Here is a 24,489-nt window from a genome sequence, read left to right on the forward strand (position 1 = left end):
GTCGTCCCGTGTGTCAGGTCGTCCCGTGCGTCAGGAGGACGACGGGTCGGTCTCGGCGAGCAGCCGCGTCACCTTCGCCTCGATCTCGGCCGGGTCGAGGCCGAGCGCGCGGCCGATGTGCTCGGTCCAGACCGCCGCGCGGACGTCCGCCTGGTAGTCCAGGTCGGACCGGACGTTCTGCCGGTGGGCGTCCCGGTTCTGCGAGATCAGCACGAAGGTCGACAGGAAGATGGCCTCCAGGCTCACCACCATCGTCAGCAGGCCGTAGGGGAACCGGTCGAAGACCAGGCCGCGGCCGAAGCAGCCCTCGTTCATCAGGATCCAGCCGGCGAACCAGACCGCGTGCACGTACACGAACGTCATCGAGCCGGCGAACTCGGTGATGACGTCGGAGAGCCGTTCCTGGCCGCTGCGGCCGAGCGCGACCAGGGCCCGCTCATTGAAGATCTTCGGCGGATGGTGCCTGGTGGCGTTCGGCGGGGAGCCGCTGTCCTGGCTCGGATGCTCCGGTGAGGTCGTCACGATCTCATGCTCCCAAAACCCCGCAACGGTGGGCGTTCGGTCCTGTTTCGCCGGCCGCCGCGCAAGACCACCAACGTTGCGGGAAAGGGGGAGCTGTGAACCCAGAGGCTCGCCGGTCTGATCCGCGCCGGCCGCGCGCCGTCAGCCGCCCTGGTGGTCGAGGGTGGCGAGGGCGGACCTGGCGACGCCGAGGATGCCGTCACGGGCGGCGGCCGGGTCGCGGGAGGCGAGGGTGACGGTCAGGTCGCCGACGCCGCCGTCGCGCAGCTCGACCGTCCAGACGGTCGCGTAGGTCAGGCCGTCGACGCTGGGCGCCGTGCCGTACTTCGCCGCGTCGCCCAGGCCGGGGACGTCGGTCGCGTCGGTCGCGCGGTACAGGCTGCCGGCGATCGAGCCGTCCAGCTCCTGCGCGGCGGTCTTGCCCGCGCCGGCCGGGCGGGAGTCGACCGTCAGCAGCCCGACGGGCAGGGCTCCGTCGGTGAAGGTGCAGGTCAGCAGGGCGCGGGTGGAACCGGGCGGCGCGACCTTGGCCCCGGTCAGGGAGACCGAGGCTCGGCCGGTGACCTGCTCGACGGTGGCTGCCTGGACGAGGTCACAGGCCGACGCCGGCAGCGCGAACGGCCCGGCGGGGCTGGCTGTCGAGGTCGTCGGCGCCGTCGGGCTCCCCGTACCGGAGTTCTCGGGGCCGGCACTGACCGCGTCGCATCCCGCGACGGCCAGCGTCACGCCCCACGCGACGATCGTCGCCCTCACCGCTCGTTTCATGCGCGCACCTGCCCCGGGTCGGCTGTCAGGCGAGCGATGACTCGCCCACTCCGCGCCGGTCTGCCCCCATTGACACCCATAACACCTGACACCCATAACACCGCGGACGCGGCGTCAGTCCGTCGACGCCAGTGGCCGCGGCACACGACCTTGCCTCGGGACCCGCGCACGGACGGCTGGCCGCCGGACGAGGTGGAAGGATCAGCGACGATGACCACGACCTTCGTACTCATCCCGGGCGCCGACGGCCGGGCCTGGACCTGGCAACGGCTGGTGCCGCGGCTGCGGGCGCTCGGCCACGCCGCCGTCGCCGTCGACTATCCGGCCGACCCGCGAGCCGGGCTGGCGGCCCACGCCGTCGCCGCCGTCGCCGCGTTGCGCGCCTCGGCGTCACCCGGCCCGGGCCGGGTGGTGGTGGTCGGGCTGTCGCTCGGTGGCTTCGTCGCGCCGCTGGTCTGCGAGCGGGTCCCGGTGGACCTGCTCGTCCTGCTCAACGCGATGGTGCCGGCGCCCGGTGAGTCGGTGGACGCGTGGTGGGGCGCCGTCGGCCACGGCGCGGCGCGGGCCACGGCCGCCGCCGAGGCGGGCCGGGTGGCGACCGGCGGCGACGCGTTCGACCTGCGGGACGAGTTCTTCCACGACGTCCCCGACGAGATCACCGACGAGGCACTGGCCGGCCCGCCGCCGGCCGGGCCGTCCGCGGTCATGTGCGCGCAGCCGTGGCCGCTGGCCGGCTGGCCCGACGTGCCGACCCGGTTCCTGCAGGGCAGCGACGACCGGTTCTTCCCGCCGTCGTTCCAGCGCCGGGTGGTGCGCGACCGGCTCGGCCCGGGCGTCGAGGTCGACGAGCTGCCGGGCGGCCACCTGCTGCCGCTCAGCCAGCCCGACCTGCTCGCCGGGCGCCTCGACGCCTATCTGCGCGCGTTGACACCCGCCGGCTGAGAACGCGGCGGTTCAGGAGCCGCCCGCTGGCGTCAGGAGCCGCCTGCGACCGAGCGCTGGACGACCTCGAACTCCAGCAGCGACGAGCCGGAGGCGACCGGGCGCGCGCGCTCCCCGGAGTGCGCCTCCATCGCCGGCCCGGTGAGCCACGCCTGGAACGACTCCTCGCTGTCCCAGTGCGTCACGACGAAGTACCGGTTGTCGCCCTTGACCGGCCGGAGCAGCTCGAACGAGACGAAGCCGGGCTGTCCGTCCACCGCGTGCAGGCGGTTGGCGAACCGCTTCTCCAGCTCGGGGCCGGCGCCCTCGGGAACCTCGATGGCATTGATCTTCACGACGGTCACGCCGTCCAGCGTATTGCCTACCCGGGTGCCGGCGGGTGGCCCACCGGCGGCACCCAGGCGTCGGGTGCGGGCGGGCGGGCGGGTCAGGCGGTCGGGGCGGTGGGTGGGTCAGGCGGTCGGGTGGTGGGCCGGTCGGGCGGTGGCGCGCCGAGCGGGTCGGCCCGCCACCGCTGGCCGTCCTAGCCGCCGATGCGCTGGGCCAGGGCGGGCAACAGCCGCCGGGCGTTCTCGCGGTTGATCTGGCGGCGGACGCCCGGGCTGAGCACCGGGTCGGTGTCGATCGCTCGCGCGTTCAGGCGCGCTCCGTCCGCGGTGGAGGCCGGGAAGTCCGAGCCGAACAACAGCTTCTCGGCTCCGACCGCGGCGAGCAGCGACGGGGTGGCGCCCGGCGAGATCGGCGCGGCCGAGTCATACCAGCACCGCCTGATGGCGCGGGTGGCCACGGCCTGGCTGACCCCGACCCCCAGGTAGGAGCCGAGCTGCAGGCGGCTGGCCAGCAGCGGGAAGAATCCGCCGCCGTGCGGAAGGATGAAGGAGATGTTGGGATAGCGGTCGAAAACCCCGGCCAGCAGCATCTTCACCGCCGCGCGTGTGGTGTCCGCCAGGAAGTCGACCAGGAAATCGGGGACGGGAGCGCCGGAGCATCCGGGCAGGTTGTACGGATGGGTGAACACCACCGCGTGCCGCCGGTCCAGCTCGGCGAGAATGGGGTCGAACGCCGGGTCGCCGAGATACTGGCCCCCCGCGTGCATGCTGAGGACGACGCCGTCGGCGTGCAACGTGTCCAGCGAGTACCCGATCTCGGTGAGGGCCACGTCGACGTTGGCCACCGGCGCGGCGGCGAAGAATCCGAAGCGGGTCGGATGGTCGCTGATCACCTGGCCGAGCGCGTCGTTTCCGACCCGGGTGCTCTCCGCGATCTGCGCCGGAGTGAGGCTGGTCAGGAACTCCGAGGGGGCCGGCCCGGACAGCACCGAGGCGGCCACCCCGGTCTCGTCCATGATCGCCAGAGAGCTCTCGGCGGTCCAGTTCGCCCAGGGCGGCCCGCCCACCGGGGGAAGCAGCCCGTGGTCGACCATCCACTGGTGCGCGGCCGGCGGGATGGCGTGGTGGTGTACGTCGATGCGGCCGTTCGCGTTGGCTGCGGGCGCGGGGCTGGGCGCGGCGGCGCTCGGGCTCGGGGCGGCGCTGGGAGTGGCGGCGGCGCTGGCCGTCGCCGCCGCGGAGGGCGCCAGGGCCGCCGCGCCCAGCGCGGCGGCGCCCCAGAGCAGGGAGCGCCGGTGGGGAGCAGGAGAATCCAGCCCCTGGAACGGTTGACTTTCGTCGAGGGTGTTCTCGTCGCGCACAAATACTCCTCTTCGAGTGCGGATCCGAGGCATTCACGTGCGGAGCGCCGTGGCGTTGCCTCGTGTTCGGACGAGCCGGGCTCTGGCGGGCAGGACGCCAGAGGGCAGACGGATGTTTGGCCATCAGCAAAACGCCGGCGACCGGGTCGGGCGGACCGTATCGACCCTTCGTGGGCCCCGCTGCCCGTTCGCCGCACGATGGCGGGGTCACGCCACTCATGGCGGACCCGCGCCGCCCGTCGATATGACGTCGACGGCCGAATCCCGGGTCGAGAAACGGTTTAGCGGCCGGTCGGTTTTCCCGGGGTGCACGGATAGCGCGGGCGGCGGGCGCCGGCGCCGGCCGCTCGTCCTGGCGAAAGGGGTGTGGTGCCCCCGTAGGGGCGGGTATGCCCTGCCCATGGCAGGTGGTACCCCGCTCCCCGCGGCCTCCGGCGCGCCCGGACCGCTCACCGTGGCTCTCGTCGACGACTACGACGTGGTGCTGGCCGGCGTCGCGCGCATCCTGACGCCCTACCAGGACCGCGTCCGCGTCGTCGAGATCGACACCAACCGGCCCGTCGCCCAGGACGTCGACATCGTGCTGTACGACTCGTTCGCCCAGCCGGAGGCCGGCGGCGAGGAGCTCGCGGACATCGTCGCGAACGAGCACACGGGCCGGGTCGTCATCTACACCTGGAACTTCCACGAGACGCTGGTCGAGAGCGCCCTGGCGCGGGGCGCGAGCGGCTACCTGTCGAAGACCCTGGCCGCCCGCGAACTCGTCGCGGCGCTGGAGGCCGTCCACGCGGGGGAGGTGGTGGTGAGCCCGCCGCCGCGCTCGCGCACCGTGGCCGGGCTGGACTGGCCGGGCCGCGGCGAGGGCCTCACCGAACGGGAGGCGGAGGTCCTCGCGCTGATCACGCAGGGGCGCAGCAACGCCGAGCTCGCCGAGATCACCTGCCTCAGCCCGAACACGGTGAAGTCGTACATCCGCACGCTGTATCGCAAGATCGGGGTCACCAGCCGGTCCCAGGCCGTGCTGTGGGGGGTGAACCACGGGTTCGCGCCCGACTTCCACCGCATCCAGTCCTGGCGCGTCAGGATGTGAACGCCACGGGCGCCCGGAGCACGCCCGAGAACCTTCGACGGGTGTGGGGCGTTGGACCTGACAGCGTCCGGTGACTGGAGATCCGCGGCCGGGCCGCGGAGCGACCTCGATACAGACCTCGATACAGAAAGAGAAGCACCATGCCGATCTGGGACCGTCTGCGCACCTCGACGCAGACCATGCAAGGCCAGCTCACGGCGAAGAAGAACGAGCTGAAGAGCGGTGCCTTCCGCGACGCCAGCATGGCCATCTGCGCGCTCGTCGCCGCGGCCGACGGCACCGTCGACCCGGCCGAGCGGCAGCGGGTCGCGGGGCTGATCGCCGCCAACGACGTCCTGGCGAACTTCCCGGCCGACGACCTGCAGCGCCGGTTCAACGACTACCTGGTCAAGCTGCAGCAGGACTTCGCGTTCGGCAAGGTCTCCGTCCTCCAGGACATCGGCAAGACGAAGAAGAAGCCGGCGGAGGCCCGCGCGGTCATCCAGATCGGCATCATCATCGGCGGCGCCGACGGCAACTTCGACAAGTCCGAGCAGGCCGTCGTCCGGGAGGCCTGCTTCGCCGTCGGCATCAGCCCGGACGAGTTCGACCTGTAGCCCGAGCGGGCCTCGCCCGGGCCGCGGGACACCGGTGAGCGACGACGTACGCCTGGCCGTCAGCCTCGGGCTGCTGCTGATCCTCGCCGTCGCCGCCCAGAGCTACGGCCGGCTGCGGCTGCGGGCGGCGGTGCTCACGGCCGCGCTGCGCGCCGTCGTGCAACTCGCCGCCGTCGGGCTGGTCATCCGGTCGGTCTTCGCCGCGCCGGCGGCCAGCTTCGCCGTCCTCGCCGTGATGGCGGCGGTCGCGACCCGGACCGCGGCGAGACGGCTGGCCGAGCTGCCCGGCGCCGGCAGGGCCGTGGTCATCGCGAGCCTGTCGGCGGCGGCGCTCACGCTGGGCGTCCTGTTCGCGGTGCCCGCCCTGCCGCGTTCCCCCCGCTACCTCGTGGCGCTCGGCGGGATCGTGCTGGGCGGGACGATGACCGCGTGCACGCTGGCCGGCCGTCGGCTCCTGGACGGCCTGCGCCGGCGCCGGGACGAGGTCGAGGCGTGGCTGGCGCTGGGCGCGACCCCGCGCCAGGCGGTCGCCGACATCGCCCGCACCGCGGCCAGCGAGGCGCTGCTGCCGGCGCTGGACCAGACCAGGACCGTCGGCCTGGTGACCCTGCCCGGCGCGTTCGTCGGCGCGCTGCTCGGCGGGGCGAGCCCGCTGGACGCCGCCCGGTTCCAGCTCGTCGTCCTCATCGCGCTGCTGGCCGCGGAGACCTACGCGGCGGTCGTGCTCGTCTGGCTGCTCGGCGCGCCCACCCAGCTGCCTGCCCTGGACTAGACGCGCCGGCTGGACCTGGCGGCCGCCGCATGCGCGGCGCCGGCCGGCGCCTGACTAGCTCAGGAGGGCTTCGGCCAGGCGGGCCTGCCAGGCGGCGGTCTCGCTGGCGGCGGCCTCGGCGGGCAGCCGCAGGCCCAGTACCACCTGGTCGGCACCGGCCGCGTGGAACTCGGCGACGCGGGCCACGATCGACTCCAGATCACCCCAGACCGTGATGCCGTCCACGAAGGCGTCGCGCAGCTCGGTGATGTCCGCGTCGGCGAAGCCCATCCGCGCGAAGTTGGCGCGATAGCCGGGAACCGTGGTGAAGAAGCCGGTCGAGGCGCGGGCGAGCTCCCGGGCCGCGCCCGGGTCCGCGAGGGGGATGACCGGCACCAGCACCGCCAGGGTCGGCCCGGCACCGAGCAGCGCGCGGGCGCCGGCGACGTAGTCCGGGGTCACCAGGTACGGGTAGGCGCCGGCCGCGCGGTCGCGGGCCAGGTTGAGCATCCGCGGGCCGAGCGCGGCGAGGATCCGCGCCGACGCGGGCACCACCGGGGCCTCGGTGTCCAGCGTGTCCAGGTAGGCGTTGAGCGCCGGGAACGGCTTCGGCCCGTGGGCGCCGCCGAGGCCGACGACGAACCGGCCGGGATGGTCCACCTCCAGCGCCGCGTAGGTCGCGGCGACCTCGGCGGCCGGCACCTGCAGGACCGGCACGATGCCGCTGGCCACCCGCAGGTCGGTGGTGGCGCGGACGATCCCGCTGATCTGGGCCAGGTTGTTGCCCTGGCCGCCGGGCAGCCAGAGCGTCTGGTAGCCCAGCTCCGCCAGTCTGGTGGCGGCGGCCGTCTGGGCGGCCGGTTCCGCCGTCGCGTCGAGGCCAAGGCCCGCGATACCGATCGGTCCCGCAATGGTCATGCCTTGCGGCAACAGGCCCGGCCGGCGCGCTGTTCCCAGCGCGCTGTTCCCGGCGCGTCGGCCTCGGGGCAGGCGCGCGGGCTCCCGCCGGCCTGTCGGCATGCCATTCCGGCTTCCGCCTCCAGGCTGGTGTTCGTCCCGTGGTCAGGGTCTGGCCAGCCGGACGGACTAGCCTGGGGCGATGATTACGGACGGGGCGGCGGCGGTGCTGGCGGCGTGCTGGCGGGACGAGTACTGCGTGCCCAACCCGGAGGTCTACCCGCACCTGTGGCTCTGGGACTCGTGCTTCCACGCCATCTCCTGGGCGGCGCTCGGCGACCGGCGAGCCTCGGTCGAGCTGGCGTCCTGCCTGGACGCGCAGCTGCCGAACGGCTTCGTGCCGCACATGCGCTACGCCTCGCCGTCCGAGGGCCGCGGCCCGCTGCCGGACCGCTCCTCGTTCACCCAGCCGCCGATCTACGCGCACGCCGCGCGGGTGCTGGCCGACCGCGGGCTGCCGGTCGCCGCCGACACGCTGGCCCGGATCGAACGGGCCCTCGACCATCTGTGGACCCACCGGATGGGCTCGGACGGCCTGCTCTACATCGTCCACCCGTGGGAGTCCGGGTCCGACGACTCACCCCGGTTCGACGACTGGGTCGGGCGCTCGACCTGGTCGCGCCTCGCGTTCACCATCGTCGACCACCAGCTGGTCGACTCGACCGAGTTCGACGAGCAGGGCGCGGCCCGCTGGTCGCGGGACTTCGTCGTCGCCCCGGCGGCCTTCAACGCGTTCGCCGCGCACGCCGCGGCGGAGCTCGCCGCGCTCACCGGGGACCCGGCCTGGCGGCGGCGCTCCGGCGAGCTGGCCGGCGCGATCGACGACGTGCTCTGGGACGCGGACCAGAACCACTGGGTGGACAAGCCGATCGTCGGTGGCGGACCGAGCGCGCTGATTCCGACGCTGGACGGGCTGACCCCGCTGCTGGTCACCGCGGACCCGGCGAAGGCGAGGGCGGCGCTGGTACTGGCCGCGGACCCGGCCGGCTACGCGGCCCCGTTCGGCCTGCGGTTCGTGCCGGCCGGCCACCCCCGCTACTCCCCGGAGCAGTACTGGCGCGGGCCGGCCTGGCCCCAGCTGAACTACATGCTGTACCAGGCGGCCCGCCGTTGGGAGGCCGCGCCACTCGCCGAGGCGATCGCCGACGCGAGCCGCCGCGCGGCCGTCGCCTCCGGCTTCGCCGAGTACTGGAACCCGGAGACCGGGGCTGGCCTCGGCGCCCGGCCGCAGGGCTGGGCGGCGCTGGCCGCCACCTACCCGCCGGTCCCGACCCAGGCCGCCCCGGTGGCCGCCAGCTGACGAGACGACCGTTGACCTCAAGCGCGCTTGAGGTCCTACGGTCGCGGCATGACTTTCACTGATGCCGAGCAGCGGTTCCTGGCCCGCCAGCCCCGCGGGCACCTGTCGACGATCGGCCCGGACGGCGTCCCGCAGGTGAAGCCGCTCGGCTTCACCGTCAACGCCGAGCTGGGGACGATCGACATCGCCGGGTTCGCGATGGCGAGCAGCGCCAAGTACCGCAACGTGCGGGCCAATCCGCTGGTGGCGTTCGTGGTCGACGAGGTGACCGAGCAGACCATGGAGGGCGCGCACTTCCTGGAGATCCGCGGCGTCGCCGAGACGGTGACGCGGCCGGCCGGCGACGGGCACCTCGCGCCCGAGATCATCCGGATCCATCCCCGCCGCGTCGTCGCCTACAACGTCGACCCCGACCGGCCGGGCCTGCACACCCGGGACGTCGCGGCCGAGGAGAGCGCGGCCGCGCGGGCCTGAACCCCACCCCGCCGGGGTCAGCGTAGCGGCATCACCCGCACGATCCGGACGGACGAGCCGGTGGCGCCCACGGCGGGGAAGGCGACGCTGCCGTCGGGGTAGTCTTTCGCCTCGACGTAGGTGTGGTCCGCCGCGGCGATGGTGAACGGGGCGCCCACCGCCGCGCCGGTGGTCGAGTCGTACACCTGGGCGGCGGTGGCGGACCCGGACCGCCAGGTCAGGAGCATCCGCGCGGGGCCGTAGGCGACCAGGTGCGAGTGCTCGGTCCTGTCGGCGGTGACGACCGTGTGGTCGGACGCGCCGGCGGCGAAGTGCTCCAGGCGGGCCTGGCCGCCGTTGCTCCAGGCGGTCCAGTAGCCCTGGGCGCCCGCGAGCACGAGGTCGCCACCGAACAGGGTCCCGTCACAGGCCCCGGAGGCCACGGTCTGCCCGGTGCCGGGGCGGGCGATGCGGCAGTTGTTGTCCGTGGCGCAGACCATGGCGAAGTGCCCGGTCCGGGAGTCCCAGGTGATGTGGGAGTCCCAGGCGTGGCTGCACCCCCAGGCGAAGCTGTCGTGCCCGGGGACCAGGGCGCCGGTGGTGGCGTTCACGACCTGCATCCGGTCGCCCTCGTGGATGTCGACGCAGCCGCCGTTGGCGACCGTGATCGCGGCCTCGAAGTAGGCGGCGTAGTTGGCGCCGTCGAAGGCCAGGGTGCCGTGGTGGTTGTACCACCAGACGAACAGGGCGCCGGGGTCGTAACCGCCCAGGCTGGCGCTGAGGTTGGTGACCTGCCGCTCCCAGACCTGCCGGCCCGCGTTGTCGAAGCGGACCATCCACATGGCCCTGGTCGGGCTGGACGTCCCGCCGCACAGGGTTCCGTTGCCCTGCGGGCCGGGGCGGGTCAGCAGGACCACCACCCCCTGCGCGTCGGCCCGGATGTCCTGCAGGTCGACCCCGGCCACGGTGGTGGTGGCGCCGACCAGGTGGTCGTCGCAGTCGAGCCTGCCGAGATGGACCTGGGAGTCCGGGCTCAGCCAGGCCAGCCACGAGCCCCCGCCAGGCGCAGCGGTGATCGCGGTCGGCAACGGGTCGGTGTCGCCCTGCGGCCCGAAGCTGACCACCTGGGAGCCCAGCGGGACGTCGGTGATCCGCGTCGTCGGCGCTGTGCCCGCGGCGCGCCCGCAGGCACCGGCCGCCGGCGCGGACGAGGTCGCGGTGCCCGGCGGTGTGGAGGTCACCGGCGCGGTGGCCGGCGCGGTGGCCGGCGTGGTGGCCCGCGGCGGTGTGGTGGCCGGCGGGAGCGACGGCGAGGCGGACGAGCGGACCGGCGGCGAGCTGGTGGGGGTGCCGACCGGGCCGGTACCGCCTCCGCCGGCGGGGAGGCCGCCGGGTGCACAGCCGGCGGCGGTGGCCACGGCGACCGCCAGCAGCGCCAGGGTGCGGGCGGTCCGTTTCAGCGTCACGGTCAGCTCCATCGGGTCGAGCCCCCCGATGGGACAGTCGTTCCGCGGCTGTGAATGGTTGCCGAATCACGGAGATTGCTCGGGTTTGGCAGATATTCGCGTTTTTCGGAGCCTTCAGGGCCCGCCCGAGTCCTACGCCGTGGTCGCCGGTCCGCCCAGTTCGGTGACCAGGGCGTAGGGCCGGGCGGACGGCCTCGTCGCGCTGTGCGGTGCGCCGCGGCCGGCCTGCGTGCGCCGCATTGGGTAGAACGACGTTCTCGTGTTTGAGATTCATGGAGTTCGCCTCCATGTAGAGCTTGACGTCCTCATTGAATGTTGCGAGCATGCGTCCACTCCCGGCGACGCGCGACGCCGGCAGCCCGCGAGGTGGCCCGGCTGGGCGCCCCGAACCCCGTGGCGAGCCCGCCAGCCGGTGCCCGCCGCTGCTTCCGCTGTTCCTTTTCACGACCGCCCGCGCGGCCCTTCTCCGGCCGCGCCGGGTCGGTTCCCCGACCGCCGTCTCCGGCCTGCTGACCGCGGGCCTGGCCATTCGTAGGCAAGCGAGGGCACGTGATGAACCTGAGGGTTACGAGAGTCTCGACGGACCGGCCGGCCCGGCGCACCCGCCACGGGCGCGCCCGGTTATCCGGCGCGGCCCGGTTATCCGGCGCGGCACCGTCGTTCAGCGCGGCACGGTTGTTCAGCGCGGCACCGTTGTTCGGCGCGGCACGGCTATCCGGGCTCACCCGGCGGTCGCGCGTCCCGCTCGTCGTGGTCCTCGCCGTGGGTGTGGGACTCGTCGCGGCCTGCGGCGGCAGCGGCGGGGGCACCGCCACGCCGGCCGCGTCCGCCGGCGCCGCGAGCGCCCTGCTCGGCCCGGTGGCGCGGGCCACGGGCACCCCCGTCAAGATCGGCATCATCACCGAGGGCAAGTCGGCGATCTCGGACATGTCCGCGCAGGACACCGTCGCCGACGCCACCGCCAAGTGGCTCAACGAACACCGCTCCGGGATCGCCGGCCACCCGATCGAGCTGGTGAAGTGCGACGCGCTCGGCGACCCGGGCAAGGCCGCCGACTGCGGCAATCGCCTCGTCGAGGCGAACGTCGCCGCCGCCGTGTTCGGCGAGACCGCCGTGATGGCCGCCGCCTGGAAGCCGCTGCACGACGCGCACGTCCCGGTGATGCTCTACGCCACCTCGGACGCCGGCCCGCTGCTCGACAAGGACTCGACGTTCGTGCTGTCCGACCCGACCGCCGGGACGATCGGCATGCCCATCTCCGTGGCCAAGTCGCTCGGCCTGAAGAAGCTCACCGCGATCGTCATCGACGTGCCCTCGGCGGTCGGGCTGGAGACGACCGTCGCGCCGGCGCAGGCCAAGGCCGCCGGCCTCGACTTCAACCTCGTCCGCATCCCGCCGGGCACCGCCGACATGACGCCGCAGCTGCAGCCGGTCGTCGCGGGCGACCCGGGCCTGGTCTTCGTGCTCGGGAACGACTCGTTCTGCATCAGCGCGTTCAACGGCCTGCGGTCGGCCGGGTTCACCGGCCACATCACCAGCATCGCGCAGTGCGTCACCGACGCCACCCGCAAGGCGGTGCCGGGCAGCCTGCTCAACGGCATGCAGATCAGCGCCAGCTCGCCGATCGGCCTGGACAACCCGTCCACCCGCCTCTACAAGGCCGTCGTCGCCACGTACTCCAAGGGCGTCGACACCAGCCAGCAGGGCGGCATGAGCATGTTCAGCGCGCTTGCCGGCTTCCAGACGTCGGTCGCGCGCCTCACCGGGGACATCACGCCGACCAGCGTCCTGTCGGCGATCAGGTCGATGCCGTCGACCGAACTGCCGGGCGCGGGCGGCCTGACCTTCCAGTGCGATGGCAAGGCCAGCACACTGGCGAGCTCCGTCTGCACCCGCGGCTCCCTGGTCGCGACCCTGGACGCCAAGGGCCAGCCGCGCAGCTACCAGGTCGTGGGCGCCTCGGCCGGCTGAGCCGGCGGGGCGCGCGAGGTCGGCGCCCTCGACGCCGGCCCGGCTCCGTCCGCGCGAGCAGCGCGGGCGGGCCGGGCCGGGCGGCGCGGGGGCGATTCTCGTGCCCCGGCGGCCGGCACGCGGGAACCTGGTGCCTGAACCGGAGCCTGCGCTGGATCTTGGAGGGACGTGCCGTGGAATCCGCCTTAGACACCGAGGCCAGCGACACCGCCACGAAGGCCGACACCGCCACGGAGGCCGACACCGAAGGCTTGGGCGGGCCCGACACCGGTCAGCCCGGCGCCGCCGCGGATGTCAGCCTCGGGCGCCGGATCCGGGAGCTGGCGGCGGAGGGCTCGGCCGATCCGGTGTACCGGCACATCGCGCTCGACGGCACCGAACCGGCGTTCAGCTGGCCGGAGCTGGACCGTCGGTCCAGCCAGCTCGCCGCCGCGCTGTCGGCCCGGGGCCTCGGCCACGGCGACCGGCTCGGCCTCGGGCTGCGTAACTCGCCGCGGTTCGTGTTCAGCGTGCTGGCGGCCTGGAAGCTCGGCGCGGTCCCCGTGCCGGTGCGCTGGGACGTGCCCGACTGGGAGCTCGACCGGCTGCGGGCCGTCATCGAGCCGCGGCTCTACCTGAGCCCGGCCGACCTCGACTGGATCGACGCGACCGCAGACGACGACCCGCCCGACCTGCCCGACGTCGTCGCCCCGCACGTGAACGGCATCTGCAGCAGCGGGTCGACCGGAACCCCGAAGATCATCGTCAGTGGCCGCCGCGGCGTCCACGACGAGCGCTTCGCCGGCCCGCTGATGGCGAACTGGCGGCCGGTGCCCCGGCCGCAGACGGTTCTCGTGCTCGCGCCGATGTACCACATCAACGCCTTCGCCACCCTGTTCAGCCTGCTGTCCGGCGACCGGCTCATCGTGATGGAGAAGTTCGACGCGGCCCGGGTCGCGGCCGTGATCGAGCGCCACCGCGTCACCACGTTCACCGCGACGCCCACGATGCTGCAGCGGATCGCGGATCTCCCGGGCGTCGAGCGGCGGGACTTCTCCAGCCTCGACTGGATCCTGCAGGGCGCGGCCCCGATGCCGCCGTCGCTGGTGCACCGCTGGGCCGGCCTGATCGGCGCGGACCGGATCGCCATGGCCTACGGGATGACGGAGGGCCTGGGCCTGACCGCCATCCGCGGCGACGAGTGGCTGACCCACGAGGGCAGCGTCGGGCGCGGCCTCGGCGGCACCGAGCTGCGCGTTCTCGACGTCGACGGCGCCGCGCGGCCCACCGGCGAGATCGGCGAGATCTTCCTGCGCTCCCCGGGCAACGACGGTTACCGCTATCTGGGCGACGCCCCGCGGCTGCGCACCACCGAGGACGGCTTCCAGACCGCCGGGGACATGGGCTACCTCGACGCCGACGGTTTCCTCTACCTCGTCGACCGCCGGGTGGACATGATTGTCACCGGCGGAGCCAACGTCTTTCCCGCCGAGGTCGAGAACGCGCTGATAGACCATCCCGGGATCGCCGACGTGGTCGTCGTCGGGCTGCGCGACCCCGAATGGGGCCGGCGGGTGCACGCCATCGTCGAGCCGGCCGACCCGGCCGACCCGCCGTCCGCGGCGGAGCTCATCGCCTACGCGAAGAACCGGCTCGCCCACTACAAGGCCCCGAAGACCGTCGAGTTCGTCGGCGCGATTCCGCGCAGCGAGGCGACAAAGGTCAACCGCGGCGCGCTCGTCGCCGCGCGGGGCGGCTGACGGAACGTCCCAGCGGCGAGGCGAAAAGGTCAACCGCGGCGCGCTCGTCGCGGCGCGGCCGACGCGACGTCGTCTCCGTCGCGATGTCCCATCCGTACACGGACAGGCCGCCCCGGCCGGATAGGCGGGGCGATCTGGCCGGACTGGTCGCCGTTTCGGCGGCGGCGAAAGGTAGCGTCAATGCCGTGTCCTGGGCCGAACGCGCCGCCGACCGATCGCCGTCGGTCCAGCGCTCCCGTCTTCGTACCATCCAGCAGGCGAAGCTGATCGTCCAGGCCGCCCGCCGGCTGGTGAACGAGAAGGGCGACCAGTTCACCACCCAGGAGCTCGCCCGCGAGGCCGGCGTCGCGCTGCAGACCTTCTACCGGCATTTCCCGGGCAAGGACCAGCTGATGGTCGCGGTCATCGAGGACCTGATCGCGGAGAGCGCCGAGGCCTACGCCGAGGCGGCCAAGGAGCTGCCCGACCCGGTCGCCCGGCTGCGCTACTACGTCCTCGCGATGCTCTCCGGCCTGGACGCGGCCAGGGGAGCCGGGGCCAGCTCGGGCGGCGCCGACGGCGCGGCCAACGAGGCCGGCCCGAGGTTCGTCACCGCGCAGCACTGGCGGCTGCACCAGCGTTTCCCCGAGGACATGGCGCACGCGATCCAGCCGATCACCGACCTGATCGCGACCGAGCTGCGCGCCGGCGAGGCGGCCGGCCTGCTGCACCCGACCGACGTCGACCGTGACGCCGCCCTGGTCACCAAGCTGCTCATGACCGTGTACCACCACCACGCCTTCGCCCCGTCCGAGCAGCCCATCGACGAGATCGCGGGCCATCTGTGGGCGTTCTGCCTGGCCGCCGTCGGGGGCGCCGCGCCGCCGCGCGAGCCGGCCGGGCCCGGCGCGTAGGAATTCCGCCCACGGCCGGCCGGCGCCGGCCGGCCGGGCCGGTTGGGTCAGCCGGCCTGGCCGGGCTGGAGCGGGAGCGTGACGAGCGACCGGATCGTGGTCGTGAAGGCCGGCTCGAAGCCGTCCGGCACCCGGTACTCGGGGATGCGCGCGTGCCACTCCCGCAGCGCGATGCGCAGCTCCAGGCGGGCCAGGTGCGAGCCCAGGCAGCGGTGCGGCCCCCGGCCGAAGGCGATGTGCCGGTTCGTCGCGCGGTCGAACCGGACGACGTCGGGCTCGGCGATCTCCTGCTCGTCGGTGTTCGCGGCGCCGAGCAGGCCCGTGACGACCATGCCCTTGCTGACCGGGCAGCCGGCGATCTCGGTGTCCTGGGTCGCGACGCGCGCCACCATCATCACCGGCGACTCCCAGCGCAGCAGCTCCTCGACGGCGTTCGGGATCAGGCCCGGGTCGTTCACCAGCGCGCGGCGCCGCTCGGGGTGCGTCGCGAGGTGCAGCATCATGCAGTCCAGCGAGGCCGAGACCGTGTCGAGGCCGGCGACGAAGAACAGGAAGCAGATGTCGACGATGTCCTCGTGGCTGAGGCGGGCGCCCTCGACCTCCGTCTCCAGGAACCGGCTGACGATGTCCTCGCCCGGATGGGCCCGCCGGTCGGCGATCACGGCGTCGAAGTACTCGTAGATCGAGTCGGAGGTCTTCGTCAGCAGGGCGATCGAGTCCTCGTGCCCGCGCGGCTGCCCGGTGATCGACTCGGGCCGGATGAACCCGTCCTTCATCGTCAGGAAGGTCGGCAGCTCGTCGAGCGGCAGGCCGAGCAGGGTGAGGAAGACCTGGGACGGGAACTGGGTCGAGAACCGCTGGACGAAGTCGACCTCGTCCTGCGCCGCGATCGTGTCGATGAGCCCGCGGGCGAGCTCGCTGATCGGCCCCTCCATCTCCTTCATCCGCTGCGGGGAGAAGAGCGGGTCGAGGATCTTGCGGTACTCGCGGTGCTTCGGCGGGTCGATCTGCAGCGGGATCAGCGGCCGCTTGGCGCCCGTCTCGGTCACGCCGACGCCCGAGGAGAAGACCTCGGGGTTCGTGAGCAGCGTCGCGATGTCGGCGTTGCGGGTGAGCAGCACCGCCCGGTCGCCCACCGCCACGGCGCCCCGGGCCCGCAGCGCCGGGAAGATCGCCTGCGGGGCCGCCAAGAACGCGGGGTTCTCCATCGGGTTGCCCGCCGCGGGCGCCGCACTCGAGGACGCGTTACCAACCGACACTGGAGCTCCCTGTCGCCGCCGGCCGAAGTAGTTGAACCGAGCCCAAATCTACGGCAACCCGGCGCTCGCGGCCAGACCGGGCGCGACCCTGCGGTGCCGGACCACGCCGTACGGGTGGCCGAGGCCCGGGCCGCGCATGGCCCGGCGACGGGGCGGGTAGGCCGGCCGCGCCAGGTAGCCGACGGTCCACGGAGGGATATCGTGCGCGGAGTCTCGAAGATCAAGTCGATCGCGCTCATCATGGGGGTCGGAGCTCCGCTGGCGGTGATTCCCGTGGCCGCCGCGCCGGCTGTCGCCGGAACGATCAACAATCCGTTGAAGGTGGCCGGTTCGGTCCGGTGCAAGCTTGGGTCGGCCGAGTCGCTGCTGATCACCGGCGGCGGGGAGTCGCACGGCACGACGGTGGGCCCCGGCGGCATGTTCTCGATCGTCTTCGGCAACCCGAATCTGCCCAGCACGGCGACCGCCCAGGTCAGGTGCGATATCGCGGGCCAGCGGACCTACCGTTCGACGAATTTCCTGCTGTATCGCCCGCAGGGCGGCCAGGTTCTCAACGTGAGCCTCGTCGCCTGAGAAATCCCGCGGGTCCGGTCGGCGGGAAATCCCGTGAAGGGAGATCCCGTGCACCGACCGGACCCGCGGAGCCTTACGTGTTCTCGCTTTTCCCGTCAGGCGGTTCTGGACGCGGTCTCGCCAGAAGGCGCCTGCTGGGCGACGAGGTTGCGCTCGACCTGGCGGAACTCGACGGCCAGCCCGAAGTCGCGGCGGTCCAAAGCGTCGTCCTTGGCCGCGCGGACCTGCTCGATCCGGGCGTCGAGGTTCCCCGCGATCCCGTCCAGCAGCGTCGGGCCCGGGTAGGGCAGCACGTCGAGGGCGACCAGGACCCGCCGGTGGGCCTCGTCCCGGTTGACCCGCAGCCGCTCGAACACCCGGAAGGCATGGCCGCCGTCCTCGCGCAGGAGGGCGAGCAGGATGTGCTCCGAGCCGACGCTCGTGTGGTCGATCGCCGCGGCCTCCCGGCGGGCGCGTTCCAGAATCCACTGGGCCCGCAGGCTGAGTGGCAGCGAGCGGGCCCGGCCGGCCCTGCCGCGCCCCCGCGCCATGCCCCGGCCGGAGCCGTGGCCGACGATCCGGACGATCTCGGTGTGGGCCCGGTCGTGCGTGACGCCCAGCGAGGCGAGCGCGGCGGCGCCGGACCCGATCCGCCGGTCCAGCGCCCCGAGCAGCAGGTGCTCGGTGGCGATCTCGTCGTGGCTCAGGCCGAGTGCCTCCCCCTGGGCCAGGACGAGCAGGCGTCGGGCATGGTCGTTGAGCAGGTCATGCATCGGTGCGCTCCCGGTGCGGTGTCCGACGCCCGATGGCGGCCGGTTCAGTTGTCCCTCTATTGTCCAAAACTGTGGACGTTCGCGCTCGCAATCTGGCCGAAACCCGGGCCGATCGCGGCAATGGCGTCCTCTCCGGTGTCCTACACCGTGTCCTTTTGCGGGGCGACAGGTGCCCGGCAACCTGGCCGTAGCGGTGGCTATCGGCTGCTCGGGGGCCGGTCGGTCTGATAGGCAGTGCTCGCGGACATCCACCACGGTGATCGCCGGCTCGTGGCGCGGGTCGGTGGGCGGAACGGAGCGGGCGTGGGCGTGCTGGCCGAGAAGGTCGCGATCATCAGCGGGGCCGCCCGTGGGCAGGGGCTCGCGGAGGCCGAGCGCTTCGTGGCCGAAGGCGCCCGCGTCGTGCTCGTCGACCGGCTGGCCGAGGCCGTCGAGGCTGCCGCCGGGCGGCTCGGGGACGCGGCCCGGTTCGTCGCCGGCGACGTCGCGGACGAGCGGGCCTGGACCGACGCCGTGGCGCTGGCGACCGACCAGTTCGGCGGCGTCGACATCCTCGTCAACAACGCCGGTGTCATGGTCAGCCGGTCGCTGGTCGACACCGACGAGGCGACCTTCCGCGACGTCCTCGACACGAACCTCGTCGGCGCCTACCTCGGCATCCGGGCGGTCGTGCCGGCGATGCGGGCCCGGGGTGGTGGCGCCATCGTCAACACCGCGTCGGCCGCGGGCCTCAAGGCGATCCCGATGGGCTCGGCCTACGTCGCGTCCAAGTTCGGCCTACGCGGCCTGTCCCGCGCGGCGGCGCTGGAGCTCGGCCGCCACCAGATCCGGGTCAACTGCGTCTGCCCGGGCCTGGTTCGCACCGAGATGGCGGCCGACCTGCTGCGCTACCACGAGAAGGAGGCGCTGGCGAACATCCCGCTGGGGATCGCCGCCGAGGCGACGGACGTCGCGGACCTCGTCCTGTTCCTGGTCAGCGACGCCGCTCGGGCGATCTCCGGGGGCGAGTACCTGATCGACGGCGCCTCGATCGCCTGACCGCGCCGCCCAGCCCAGCCCCTGGAGGACATTCCATGAGACCCGCCAGCGCGTGGAACACGTTGGACGTCTCCGTCGAGGGCCGGGTCGCCTGGGTGCGGTTCAACCGGCCCGAACGGCGCAACGGCGTGACGACGGAGATGGCCGTCGAGATGTACGGCGCCCTCACCGAGCTGGCGGGCCATGACGACGTCACGGTGCTGGTGCTGACCGGCGCCGGCGACACGTTCTGCCCCGGCGCCGATCTGCGCCCGGCCGAGGGCGCCTCCGCCGGCGCCCGGGCCCTGCCGGCGGCGGAGACGTACCACTCGGCCCGGCTGCTGCGCGAGCTGCCCGCCGTCACGATCGCGGCGGTCAACGGGGCCTGCGCGGGGGCGGGCTTCGCCTGGGCGGCGGCCTGCGACCTGCGGGTCGCCTCGGCGAGCGCCCGGTTCGCGACCGCGTTCGTCAACGTGGGCCTGCCCGGCGAGCTGGGCCTCGCCTGGACCCTGCCCCGGATCGTCGGCGCGAACCGGGCCCGGGAGCTGCTGTACCTCTCGCCGAAGCTCGACGCCGAGCAGGCCCGCGAGTACGGCTTCGTCAGCCGGGTCTGGTCGGCAGAGTCGTTCCAGGCGGAGCTCGGCGCCCTCGTCGACGCCCTGGCCGGCCGCCGGCCCGAGGCGCTGCGCGTCATGAAGCAGAGCCTGCTGGAGGGCGAGCACCTGACCCTGGGCGACTACCTGACCGTCGAGTCCGCCCGTTACCTGGCCATGCTCACCGGAGCGGGCGCCGGCGAGGTCGCCGGCCGTCTCGCCGACCAAGGCGCGGCCCTGCGCCCCGCGGGGGAGTAGCCACCGCTGCCCCCTCCGCGGCGGCCGCAAGGGCCGCCGGCAGGAGATCCACCTGCGCAGCGCGGAGATCCACCGCACCGCGGAGCGCGGAGATCATCCGCGCCGCGGAACGTGGAGATCCACCGCACCGAGACGCCACCCGCCGCCTCGCCTGCGCAGACGCCGATCATCCCGGCTGTCTGGCCAAACTGCTGCACCTTGATCAAGAACTGCGCGGGATTAAAAGGGACAAATTGGGGTGTCGAACGCCGCTTTGCCTGCGCAACGAGTGATCAAGGCGTCCCCCTGGGGTGCGAGACCTCCTTGATCACCGGATGCGCAGGGGAAAGTGGTGGGGGCCGGTTACCAGGTAGTGATCATGCCTCTGTCGACTCGGATGTCCGCGCCGGTCGCGTTCGCGGAGGAGTCGCTGGCCTACAGCAGGACGGCGGCGGTCTTTTCCGGCCAGGTGAACCGCGGGGGTGAGCATCGCCGGGGGGCACGGCCCAGGGCGGGTTTGGCCGGCACTGGCCGGGCGGGATTGGCCGGGACTGCCGGACGGTCCGTGCCTGGCCGTGGCTGACCCGGACGGCCGGACGGCCTGGCCTGACCGGGACTGGGATGTGCCGGCCGCCGTCAGCCGCCGGGGTAGCGGGCCGACCATTCGACGGTGACGCCGCCCCAGCGGTCGGCGACGTCGGCGCTGCCGGTGATCTCGCGGACCAGGTCGTCGGCGATCTCACGGACGACCTCGGCGCCCTCCAGCTCGGCGAGCCAGTCCTCGGGCAGCGCGTCGACGCCGACCGCGGCGCCGACGAGGTTGCCGCAGATGGCGCCGGTGGAGTCGCTGTCGCCGGAGTGGTTGACGGCGGCCAGCAGGGCGGCCGCCGGGTCGTCGGCGGCGACGACCGCGCAGAACACGGCTATCGCGAGCGCCTCCTCGGCGACCCAGCCCTCACCGAGGGCCTCCACCTGGCCGGCGATGGTCCTGGCGTCGATGCTCGTCCCGGTGGTCCCGGTGGTCCCGGTGGTCCCAGCGGTGATCTCGGCGGCGGCGCCGAGGGCGCGGCGCAGCGCCGTGGCCACCTCGGCGCCGGCCGGCTCGTCCTGCGCGTGGGCCAGGGCCGAGCGCGCGGCGTCCAGCACCGGGCTGCCGTCGATCACCAGTGCCATGATCCACGCGAGGGCTCCGGCGGCCAGGTAGCCGGACGGGTGCCCGTGGGTCAGCACCGCGCACTCGACGGCCAGCGCCCAGGAGTCCTCCGGGTCGCGGCGCAGCAGGCCGAACGGCGCCGAGCGCATCACCGTGCCGCAGCCCTTGCTGTCCGGGTTCGCCGGGTGCTCCAGCGTCCCCATCTTCGGCTGGGACAGGCCGGACAGGCAGGCGTTGCCCGGGGCGCGCCGGGCGTAGAGCACCGGCTGCGCGGCGAGCCAGCCGCTGACCTCCGCCGGCGGCTCGGTCATCCGCTGCGTGACCAGCCAGCGCTGGTAGGCCTGCCAGAGCACGGTCGGCGGATGGCAGATCCCCCGGGAGCGGCCCCGGACCGAGGCTCGGATCAGGCCCTCGGCGGTGAACAGCGTCATCTGGGTGTCGTCGGTGATCGGGGCGAGCACCCCGTACCCGCCGGTCATCCCGGTGACCCCGGCGGGCCCGAACCTGGCGCGGATCTCCTCCAGCGCGAGGAACTCGATCCCGGCGCCCAGCGCGTCTCCCAGCGCACCGCCCAGCAGGCAGCCCCGCACCCTGTCCCGGTAAGACAACACCGCGATTTCCCCTCCACCACCCGTGCCCGGCGACCGTTCCCGACGTCCACCCGGTGCTCATCGGGCCCGTCGTGGCAGACCGCAATGCCGTCAGCGACGGCGCCATGCGTGTGGACCGTCCCGCCGCGTGATCCAAGCCTAGGCAGCCTGCCCGCCAATCCCACGCCGCGTCGCCAGCAAGACCACACCGCGCGTCGCGAAAGGTCCCCTCCGGCCGTGGTGTCTGGGCTGGATGCCGGTTGGCGCGGGCCGCCCCGGGGGATTGCAGCTGGGTGGCCTCACGTCCGGGCTCGGGCGGGCATCGGAGCCGGTGAGGCGCCCAGCAGGTGGCCAGGAACGATGGCCCGACGCAGAGGCGGTGGCCAGATGGGATGGCGTGAGATCCTCGGCCTTCCGACGGACCGGCGTCCGGCCGGCCGGCGTGGCGACTCCGGCGGCGGCCCGCGGCGCGGGCCCGGGGACATGGGCGCTTCCGGCCACGGGACCGGCCGGGAGCGCGCCGGTGGCCCGGGGTTCCGGCCGGGTGACGTGGACGAGTCGCCGGACCTGGGTCCGACGAGCCACGGCGCACTCGACGAGCCCTCGGACCACGCCGAGCGCCCGGCCCGGTTCGCGGAGCCCGTCCAGACCGCCGCGCCGGCCGACGATTTCCAGAGGCCTGCCGGGCCGGTCCGTGCAACCGGGCCGGCTGACGGGTCTCGCGGGTCTGCGGGCGATCGGGGCTCCGCTGGCGGCGGCGAGCCGGCGCGGGGCCAGGTGCCAGCCAGGCCGGGTGACCCGTCGGCGGCCGAACGGCCGGGAGCCTCGTCCAGCGGTGGCCCGGCGAGTGGGCGTGAGCTGGCCTGGCGGTTCCCGCCGCAGCAGGTGGTGGCCTCCTACGACACCCACGGTCAGGCGGCCCGCGCCGTCGACCACCTGGCGGACCACCGGTTCCCGGTCGAACGGACCGCGATCGTCGGCCGCGGCCTGACGAGCGTCGAGTCGATCGGCCGGATGTCGTGGCGGGACTCGACGCTGCGCACCGTCGCCGGGTGGGCCGTCGCCGGGGCGGTGCTCGGCTGGCTCCTCGGCCTGCTCGACTGGGCCAGCCCACTGCGGGCGGCGTTCTCGCTGGCGCTGTGGGGCCTGCTGTTCGGCGGCGTTCTCGGCCTGTTCGGCGGCCTGCTCGTGCGTGCCTTCTACGGCGGCGGGCACCCGAGCCGGGTGACGCACAGCCAGACCTATCGGGCCGACAGCTACGACCTGCTGGTCGACACGGAGGTCGCCGAACGGGCCCGGAGCACGCTCGTCCTGGGCGGCTTCCCGGTGACCGGAGCGGTCCGCCAGGACGCGGCCGTCTCCGGCGGCCTGCGCGTCGGCGACCCGAGCGAGCCGGGTCGAGCCGGCGCGAGCCGCCGGTCCTGACCCGTCCCACCTGGTCGCTACCCGTCCCACCTGGTCGCCGCCGACCAGCCGCCGACCGTACCCGGCCTGACTGCCCTGACCGTCGGGCTCGTGGTACCCGACCTGTCGGTACAGGCCGTGCACGTCACCAAGCAGGCGATCCTCTGCGCGACCGACGCCGACGCGCGCAGCCGCCTGACCGGCACCTACATGATCTTCTGGGTCGGTCGGCGGTGCCGCGGGCTGGATCGCGTCAACCGCACCTATGCCTGCGCCGGCGCCGGCGCGGCGCGGTAATGATGACAGGAACTTTCCGTGGATCGCGTGAATATGCGATAAATCCGCACCCCGCTGCCGGTCACCACACGGGGAAGCTCGGGCCAAGTATGCTGTCTCCAGCTTTCCGCGGCTTTCATCAGGGGCGAAGCGGACAACTGTCCAGCATGATTCGGACAGACATCGCGACCGATCCTGGAAGGACGTTTATCATCATCGGTTCAAACCTGACGGAAACGACCGTCGGCGTGAGCGCACCGGGCCCCGCCGGTTGTTCGACAGGCAAGAGTCGGATATTCAGTAGCGCCACCGGTCGGGCGCGGGCGAGATCAGCCCTCGGCTGGATCGCGTTGATCGCGATCTGCTTTCTCCTCAGCGACCTGGGCGAGCATGTGGGAATCCCCGCCGCACAGCTCCTCGTGTCCATGCTCGTCGGCGCGGCGCTCGCGCTCGCGGGGGTCGTGCGTCGCCGCCTACCAGCCAGGGCGAACCGCGCTTCGCAGGTGGTCGTGGGCGTACTGATGGGCTCCTACCTGGCACCGTCGGCCCTGAGCGCGGCCACCGGGCGGGCGCTCCCGCTGATCGGGGTGACCCTGGCGTCCATCGCGATCTGCGTCGCGGTGGCCGGTGCACTCACCCGTCGCACCCGCGCGACAGGAGTGGACACCACCCTCGGGCTCATGCCGGGTGGCTCGGCCGCGATCGTCGCCTACGCGACCGAACTCGGCGCGGACTCCCGGTTCGTCGCGTTCGCACAGTATCTGCGGGTCGGCGTCGTCGCCGCGTCGACGCCCCTGATCGTCGCCGCCCTGGGCCGCAACCCGGGCTCCTCGCATTCCGGACGGTCCCTGTCGTTCAGCCACCTTGTCGCCTCCCCTCATCAGGTCGCGGGACTGGCGATGTTGACGGCGACTGGACTTCTCGGGGTCGGGTTGGCGAGACGGCTCAGGCTGCCCGCGCCGGCCCTCCTGGGACCGATGTTCCTCACCGCGGCGATCCTCTGGACGGACCTGACGGGCGGATTCAGCCCGGCCGGGTCGCTGCGCGACATCGCCTTCGTCCTGGTCGGGCTCGAGGTCGGCCTGCGCTTCGATCTCGCGTCCGTTCGCTACCTGGGACGCATGCTCGGCTACCTGCTTGGGGCCAGCGTCGCGGTCTGTCTCGCCTGCGCCGGCCTGGCATGGGCGCTGTCGGCGCTGGTCGGCATGTCCTTCACCGACTCCTACCTGGCCACCACCCCGGGCGGGATCAATGCCATCCTCGCGACGGCAGCCTCCGCCCACGCGGACCTGCCCGTCATCGCCGCGGTGCAGAGCGTCCGTCTGCTCCTGGTCATCGCCCTCACCGCCCCGATCATCCGGGCCGCCACCCGATGGCGTGCGTTCCGGTCCCAACGATCCGCCGCCCTCGGCTGACAAGGCCATCCCGGGGGTACGGCTCTCGCGGCGAACCCGACCGCTCGTCGACGTCCGCCAACGGCCCGCCCGGTTGGGCGCAGTT

The 24,489-nt window shown here is 73.4% G+C and carries 24 protein-coding genes; 15 read left to right on the top strand and 9 right to left on the bottom strand.

What is annotated here, in order from left to right; translation table 11 throughout:
- Positions 1-30: 30 nt before the first annotated feature.
- Together FRAEUI1C_RS13220 and FRAEUI1C_RS13225 are read right to left on the bottom strand one after the other, a co-directional pair.
- A complete protein-coding gene (locus FRAEUI1C_RS13220) occupies positions 31-522 on the bottom strand; it encodes a DUF1003 domain-containing protein (protein WP_013423804.1) in 492 nt (163 codons plus the stop codon).
- Positions 523-663: 141 nt separating this feature from the next.
- Entirely contained in the window at positions 664-1,287 is a 624-nt protein-coding gene (locus FRAEUI1C_RS13225; protein WP_013423805.1) for a hypothetical protein, read from the bottom strand.
- Positions 1,288-1,497: 210 nt separating this feature from the next.
- Here FRAEUI1C_RS13225 and FRAEUI1C_RS13230 point away from each other — a divergent pair, with 210 nt between their 5' ends.
- Positions 1,498-2,229: an alpha/beta fold hydrolase gene (locus FRAEUI1C_RS13230; protein ID WP_013423806.1), complete on the top strand. Its 732-nt coding sequence runs from the start codon at positions 1,498-1,500 to the stop codon at positions 2,227-2,229.
- 32 nt (positions 2,230-2,261) lie between these two features.
- On the opposite strand, the gene FRAEUI1C_RS13235 is transcribed toward FRAEUI1C_RS13230, so the two are convergent.
- Both FRAEUI1C_RS13235 and FRAEUI1C_RS13240 read right to left on the bottom strand, forming a co-directional pair.
- Positions 2,262-2,573, bottom strand: a complete 312-nt coding sequence (locus tag FRAEUI1C_RS13235; protein ID WP_013423807.1) for an antibiotic biosynthesis monooxygenase family protein — start codon at positions 2,571-2,573, stop codon at positions 2,262-2,264.
- 179 nt (positions 2,574-2,752) lie between these two features.
- Positions 2,753-3,919 (bottom strand): amidohydrolase family protein, encoded by a 1,167-nt coding sequence (locus tag FRAEUI1C_RS13240; protein WP_013423808.1) that lies wholly within the window; start codon positions 3,917-3,919, stop codon positions 2,753-2,755.
- A gap of 400 nt (positions 3,920-4,319) precedes the next feature.
- Here FRAEUI1C_RS13240 and FRAEUI1C_RS13245 point away from each other — a divergent pair, with 400 nt between their 5' ends.
- From FRAEUI1C_RS13245 to FRAEUI1C_RS13255, 3 genes are all read left to right on the top strand, one after another.
- Complete coding sequence (locus FRAEUI1C_RS13245) at positions 4,320-5,009, top strand: LuxR C-terminal-related transcriptional regulator (RefSeq protein WP_013423809.1); 690 nt, start codon at positions 4,320-4,322, stop codon at positions 5,007-5,009.
- Positions 5,010-5,149: 140 nt separating this feature from the next.
- Positions 5,150-5,605 (top strand): tellurite resistance TerB family protein, encoded by a 456-nt coding sequence (locus FRAEUI1C_RS13250; protein WP_013423810.1) that lies wholly within the window; start codon positions 5,150-5,152, stop codon positions 5,603-5,605.
- 34 nt (positions 5,606-5,639) lie between these two features.
- On the top strand, positions 5,640-6,377 hold the full coding sequence (locus tag FRAEUI1C_RS13255) for an ABC transporter permease (RefSeq protein WP_013423811.1): 738 nt from the start codon (positions 5,640-5,642) through the stop codon (positions 6,375-6,377).
- 54 nt (positions 6,378-6,431) lie between these two features.
- Here FRAEUI1C_RS13255 and FRAEUI1C_RS13260 read toward each other — a convergent pair whose 3' ends face one another.
- Entirely contained in the window at positions 6,432-7,274 is an 843-nt protein-coding gene (locus tag FRAEUI1C_RS13260) for a TIGR03620 family F420-dependent LLM class oxidoreductase (protein WP_041259275.1), read from the bottom strand.
- A gap of 181 nt (positions 7,275-7,455) precedes the next feature.
- Between FRAEUI1C_RS13260 and FRAEUI1C_RS13265 the strand changes: the two genes are divergently transcribed.
- Both FRAEUI1C_RS13265 and FRAEUI1C_RS13270 read left to right on the top strand, forming a co-directional pair.
- A complete protein-coding gene (locus FRAEUI1C_RS13265; protein WP_013423813.1) occupies positions 7,456-8,613 on the top strand; it encodes an MGH1-like glycoside hydrolase domain-containing protein in 1,158 nt (385 codons plus the stop codon).
- Positions 8,614-8,661: 48 nt separating this feature from the next.
- Complete coding sequence (locus FRAEUI1C_RS13270; RefSeq protein ID WP_013423814.1) at positions 8,662-9,087, top strand: PPOX class F420-dependent oxidoreductase; 426 nt, start codon at positions 8,662-8,664, stop codon at positions 9,085-9,087.
- A 17-nt stretch (positions 9,088-9,104) separates the two neighbouring features.
- Here FRAEUI1C_RS13270 and FRAEUI1C_RS13275 read toward each other — a convergent pair whose 3' ends face one another.
- A complete protein-coding gene (locus FRAEUI1C_RS13275; RefSeq protein WP_157734921.1) occupies positions 9,105-10,532 on the bottom strand; it encodes a hypothetical protein in 1,428 nt (475 codons plus the stop codon).
- A 552-nt stretch (positions 10,533-11,084) separates the two neighbouring features.
- Between FRAEUI1C_RS13275 and FRAEUI1C_RS13280 the strand changes: the two genes are divergently transcribed.
- From FRAEUI1C_RS13280 to FRAEUI1C_RS13290, 3 genes are all read left to right on the top strand, one after another.
- Positions 11,085-12,503 carry an ABC transporter substrate-binding protein gene (locus tag FRAEUI1C_RS13280; protein WP_013423816.1) on the top strand — a complete coding sequence of 473 codons (1,419 nt, stop codon included), beginning with the start codon at positions 11,085-11,087 and terminating at the stop codon, positions 12,501-12,503.
- 251 nt (positions 12,504-12,754) lie between these two features.
- Entirely contained in the window at positions 12,755-14,242 is a 1,488-nt protein-coding gene (locus tag FRAEUI1C_RS13285) for a class I adenylate-forming enzyme family protein (protein ID WP_049807170.1), read from the top strand.
- Positions 14,243-14,427: 185 nt separating this feature from the next.
- Positions 14,428-15,135: a TetR/AcrR family transcriptional regulator gene (locus FRAEUI1C_RS13290; RefSeq protein ID WP_041259277.1), complete on the top strand. Its 708-nt coding sequence runs from the start codon at positions 14,428-14,430 to the stop codon at positions 15,133-15,135.
- 47 nt (positions 15,136-15,182) lie between these two features.
- Here the strand turns inward: FRAEUI1C_RS13290 and FRAEUI1C_RS13295 are convergent, their stop codons facing one another.
- Positions 15,183-16,394, bottom strand: a complete 1,212-nt coding sequence (locus FRAEUI1C_RS13295; RefSeq protein ID WP_232425412.1) for a cytochrome P450 — start codon at positions 16,392-16,394, stop codon at positions 15,183-15,185.
- 114 nt (positions 16,395-16,508) lie between these two features.
- On the opposite strand from FRAEUI1C_RS13295, the gene FRAEUI1C_RS13300 reads away from it, so the two are divergent.
- Positions 16,509-16,967, top strand: coding sequence for a hypothetical protein (locus FRAEUI1C_RS13300; RefSeq protein ID WP_232425413.1), 459 nt, complete (start codon positions 16,509-16,511; stop codon positions 16,965-16,967).
- 95 nt (positions 16,968-17,062) lie between these two features.
- Here the strand turns inward: FRAEUI1C_RS13300 and FRAEUI1C_RS13305 are convergent, their stop codons facing one another.
- On the bottom strand, positions 17,063-17,719 hold the full coding sequence (locus FRAEUI1C_RS13305) for a Clp protease N-terminal domain-containing protein (protein ID WP_013423821.1): 657 nt from the start codon (positions 17,717-17,719) through the stop codon (positions 17,063-17,065).
- A 303-nt stretch (positions 17,720-18,022) separates the two neighbouring features.
- On the opposite strand from FRAEUI1C_RS13305, the gene FRAEUI1C_RS13310 reads away from it, so the two are divergent.
- Positions 18,023-18,757, top strand: a complete 735-nt coding sequence (locus FRAEUI1C_RS13310) for an SDR family NAD(P)-dependent oxidoreductase (protein ID WP_013423822.1) — start codon at positions 18,023-18,025, stop codon at positions 18,755-18,757.
- A gap of 35 nt (positions 18,758-18,792) precedes the next feature.
- On the top strand, positions 18,793-19,587 hold the full coding sequence (locus tag FRAEUI1C_RS13315) for an enoyl-CoA hydratase/isomerase family protein (RefSeq protein ID WP_013423823.1): 795 nt from the start codon (positions 18,793-18,795) through the stop codon (positions 19,585-19,587).
- A gap of 615 nt (positions 19,588-20,202) precedes the next feature.
- Here the strand turns inward: FRAEUI1C_RS13315 and FRAEUI1C_RS13320 are convergent.
- Positions 20,203-21,330 (bottom strand): ADP-ribosylglycohydrolase family protein, encoded by a 1,128-nt coding sequence (locus tag FRAEUI1C_RS13320; RefSeq protein WP_013423824.1) that lies wholly within the window; start codon positions 21,328-21,330, stop codon positions 20,203-20,205.
- Positions 21,331-22,086: 756 nt separating this feature from the next.
- On the opposite strand from FRAEUI1C_RS13320, the gene FRAEUI1C_RS39505 reads away from it, so the two are divergent.
- The 3 genes from FRAEUI1C_RS39505 to FRAEUI1C_RS13335 all read left to right on the top strand — a co-directional run bounded on the left by FRAEUI1C_RS39505 (position 22,087) and on the right by FRAEUI1C_RS13335 (position 24,404).
- Positions 22,087-22,734 carry a general stress protein gene (locus tag FRAEUI1C_RS39505; protein ID WP_157734922.1) on the top strand — a complete coding sequence of 216 codons (648 nt, stop codon included), beginning with the start codon at positions 22,087-22,089 and terminating at the stop codon, positions 22,732-22,734.
- A 90-nt stretch (positions 22,735-22,824) separates the two neighbouring features.
- Entirely contained in the window at positions 22,825-23,010 is a 186-nt protein-coding gene (locus FRAEUI1C_RS13330) for a hypothetical protein (protein ID WP_041259279.1), read from the top strand.
- A 146-nt stretch (positions 23,011-23,156) separates the two neighbouring features.
- Positions 23,157-24,404 (top strand): AbrB family transcriptional regulator, encoded by a 1,248-nt coding sequence (locus FRAEUI1C_RS13335; protein WP_013423826.1) that lies wholly within the window; start codon positions 23,157-23,159, stop codon positions 24,402-24,404.
- Positions 24,405-24,489 lie beyond the last annotated feature (85 nt).

The sequence above is a fragment of the Pseudofrankia inefficax genome, from assembly GCF_000166135.1.
GTDB lineage: Bacteria > Actinomycetota > Actinomycetes > Frankiales > Frankiaceae > Pseudofrankia > Pseudofrankia inefficax.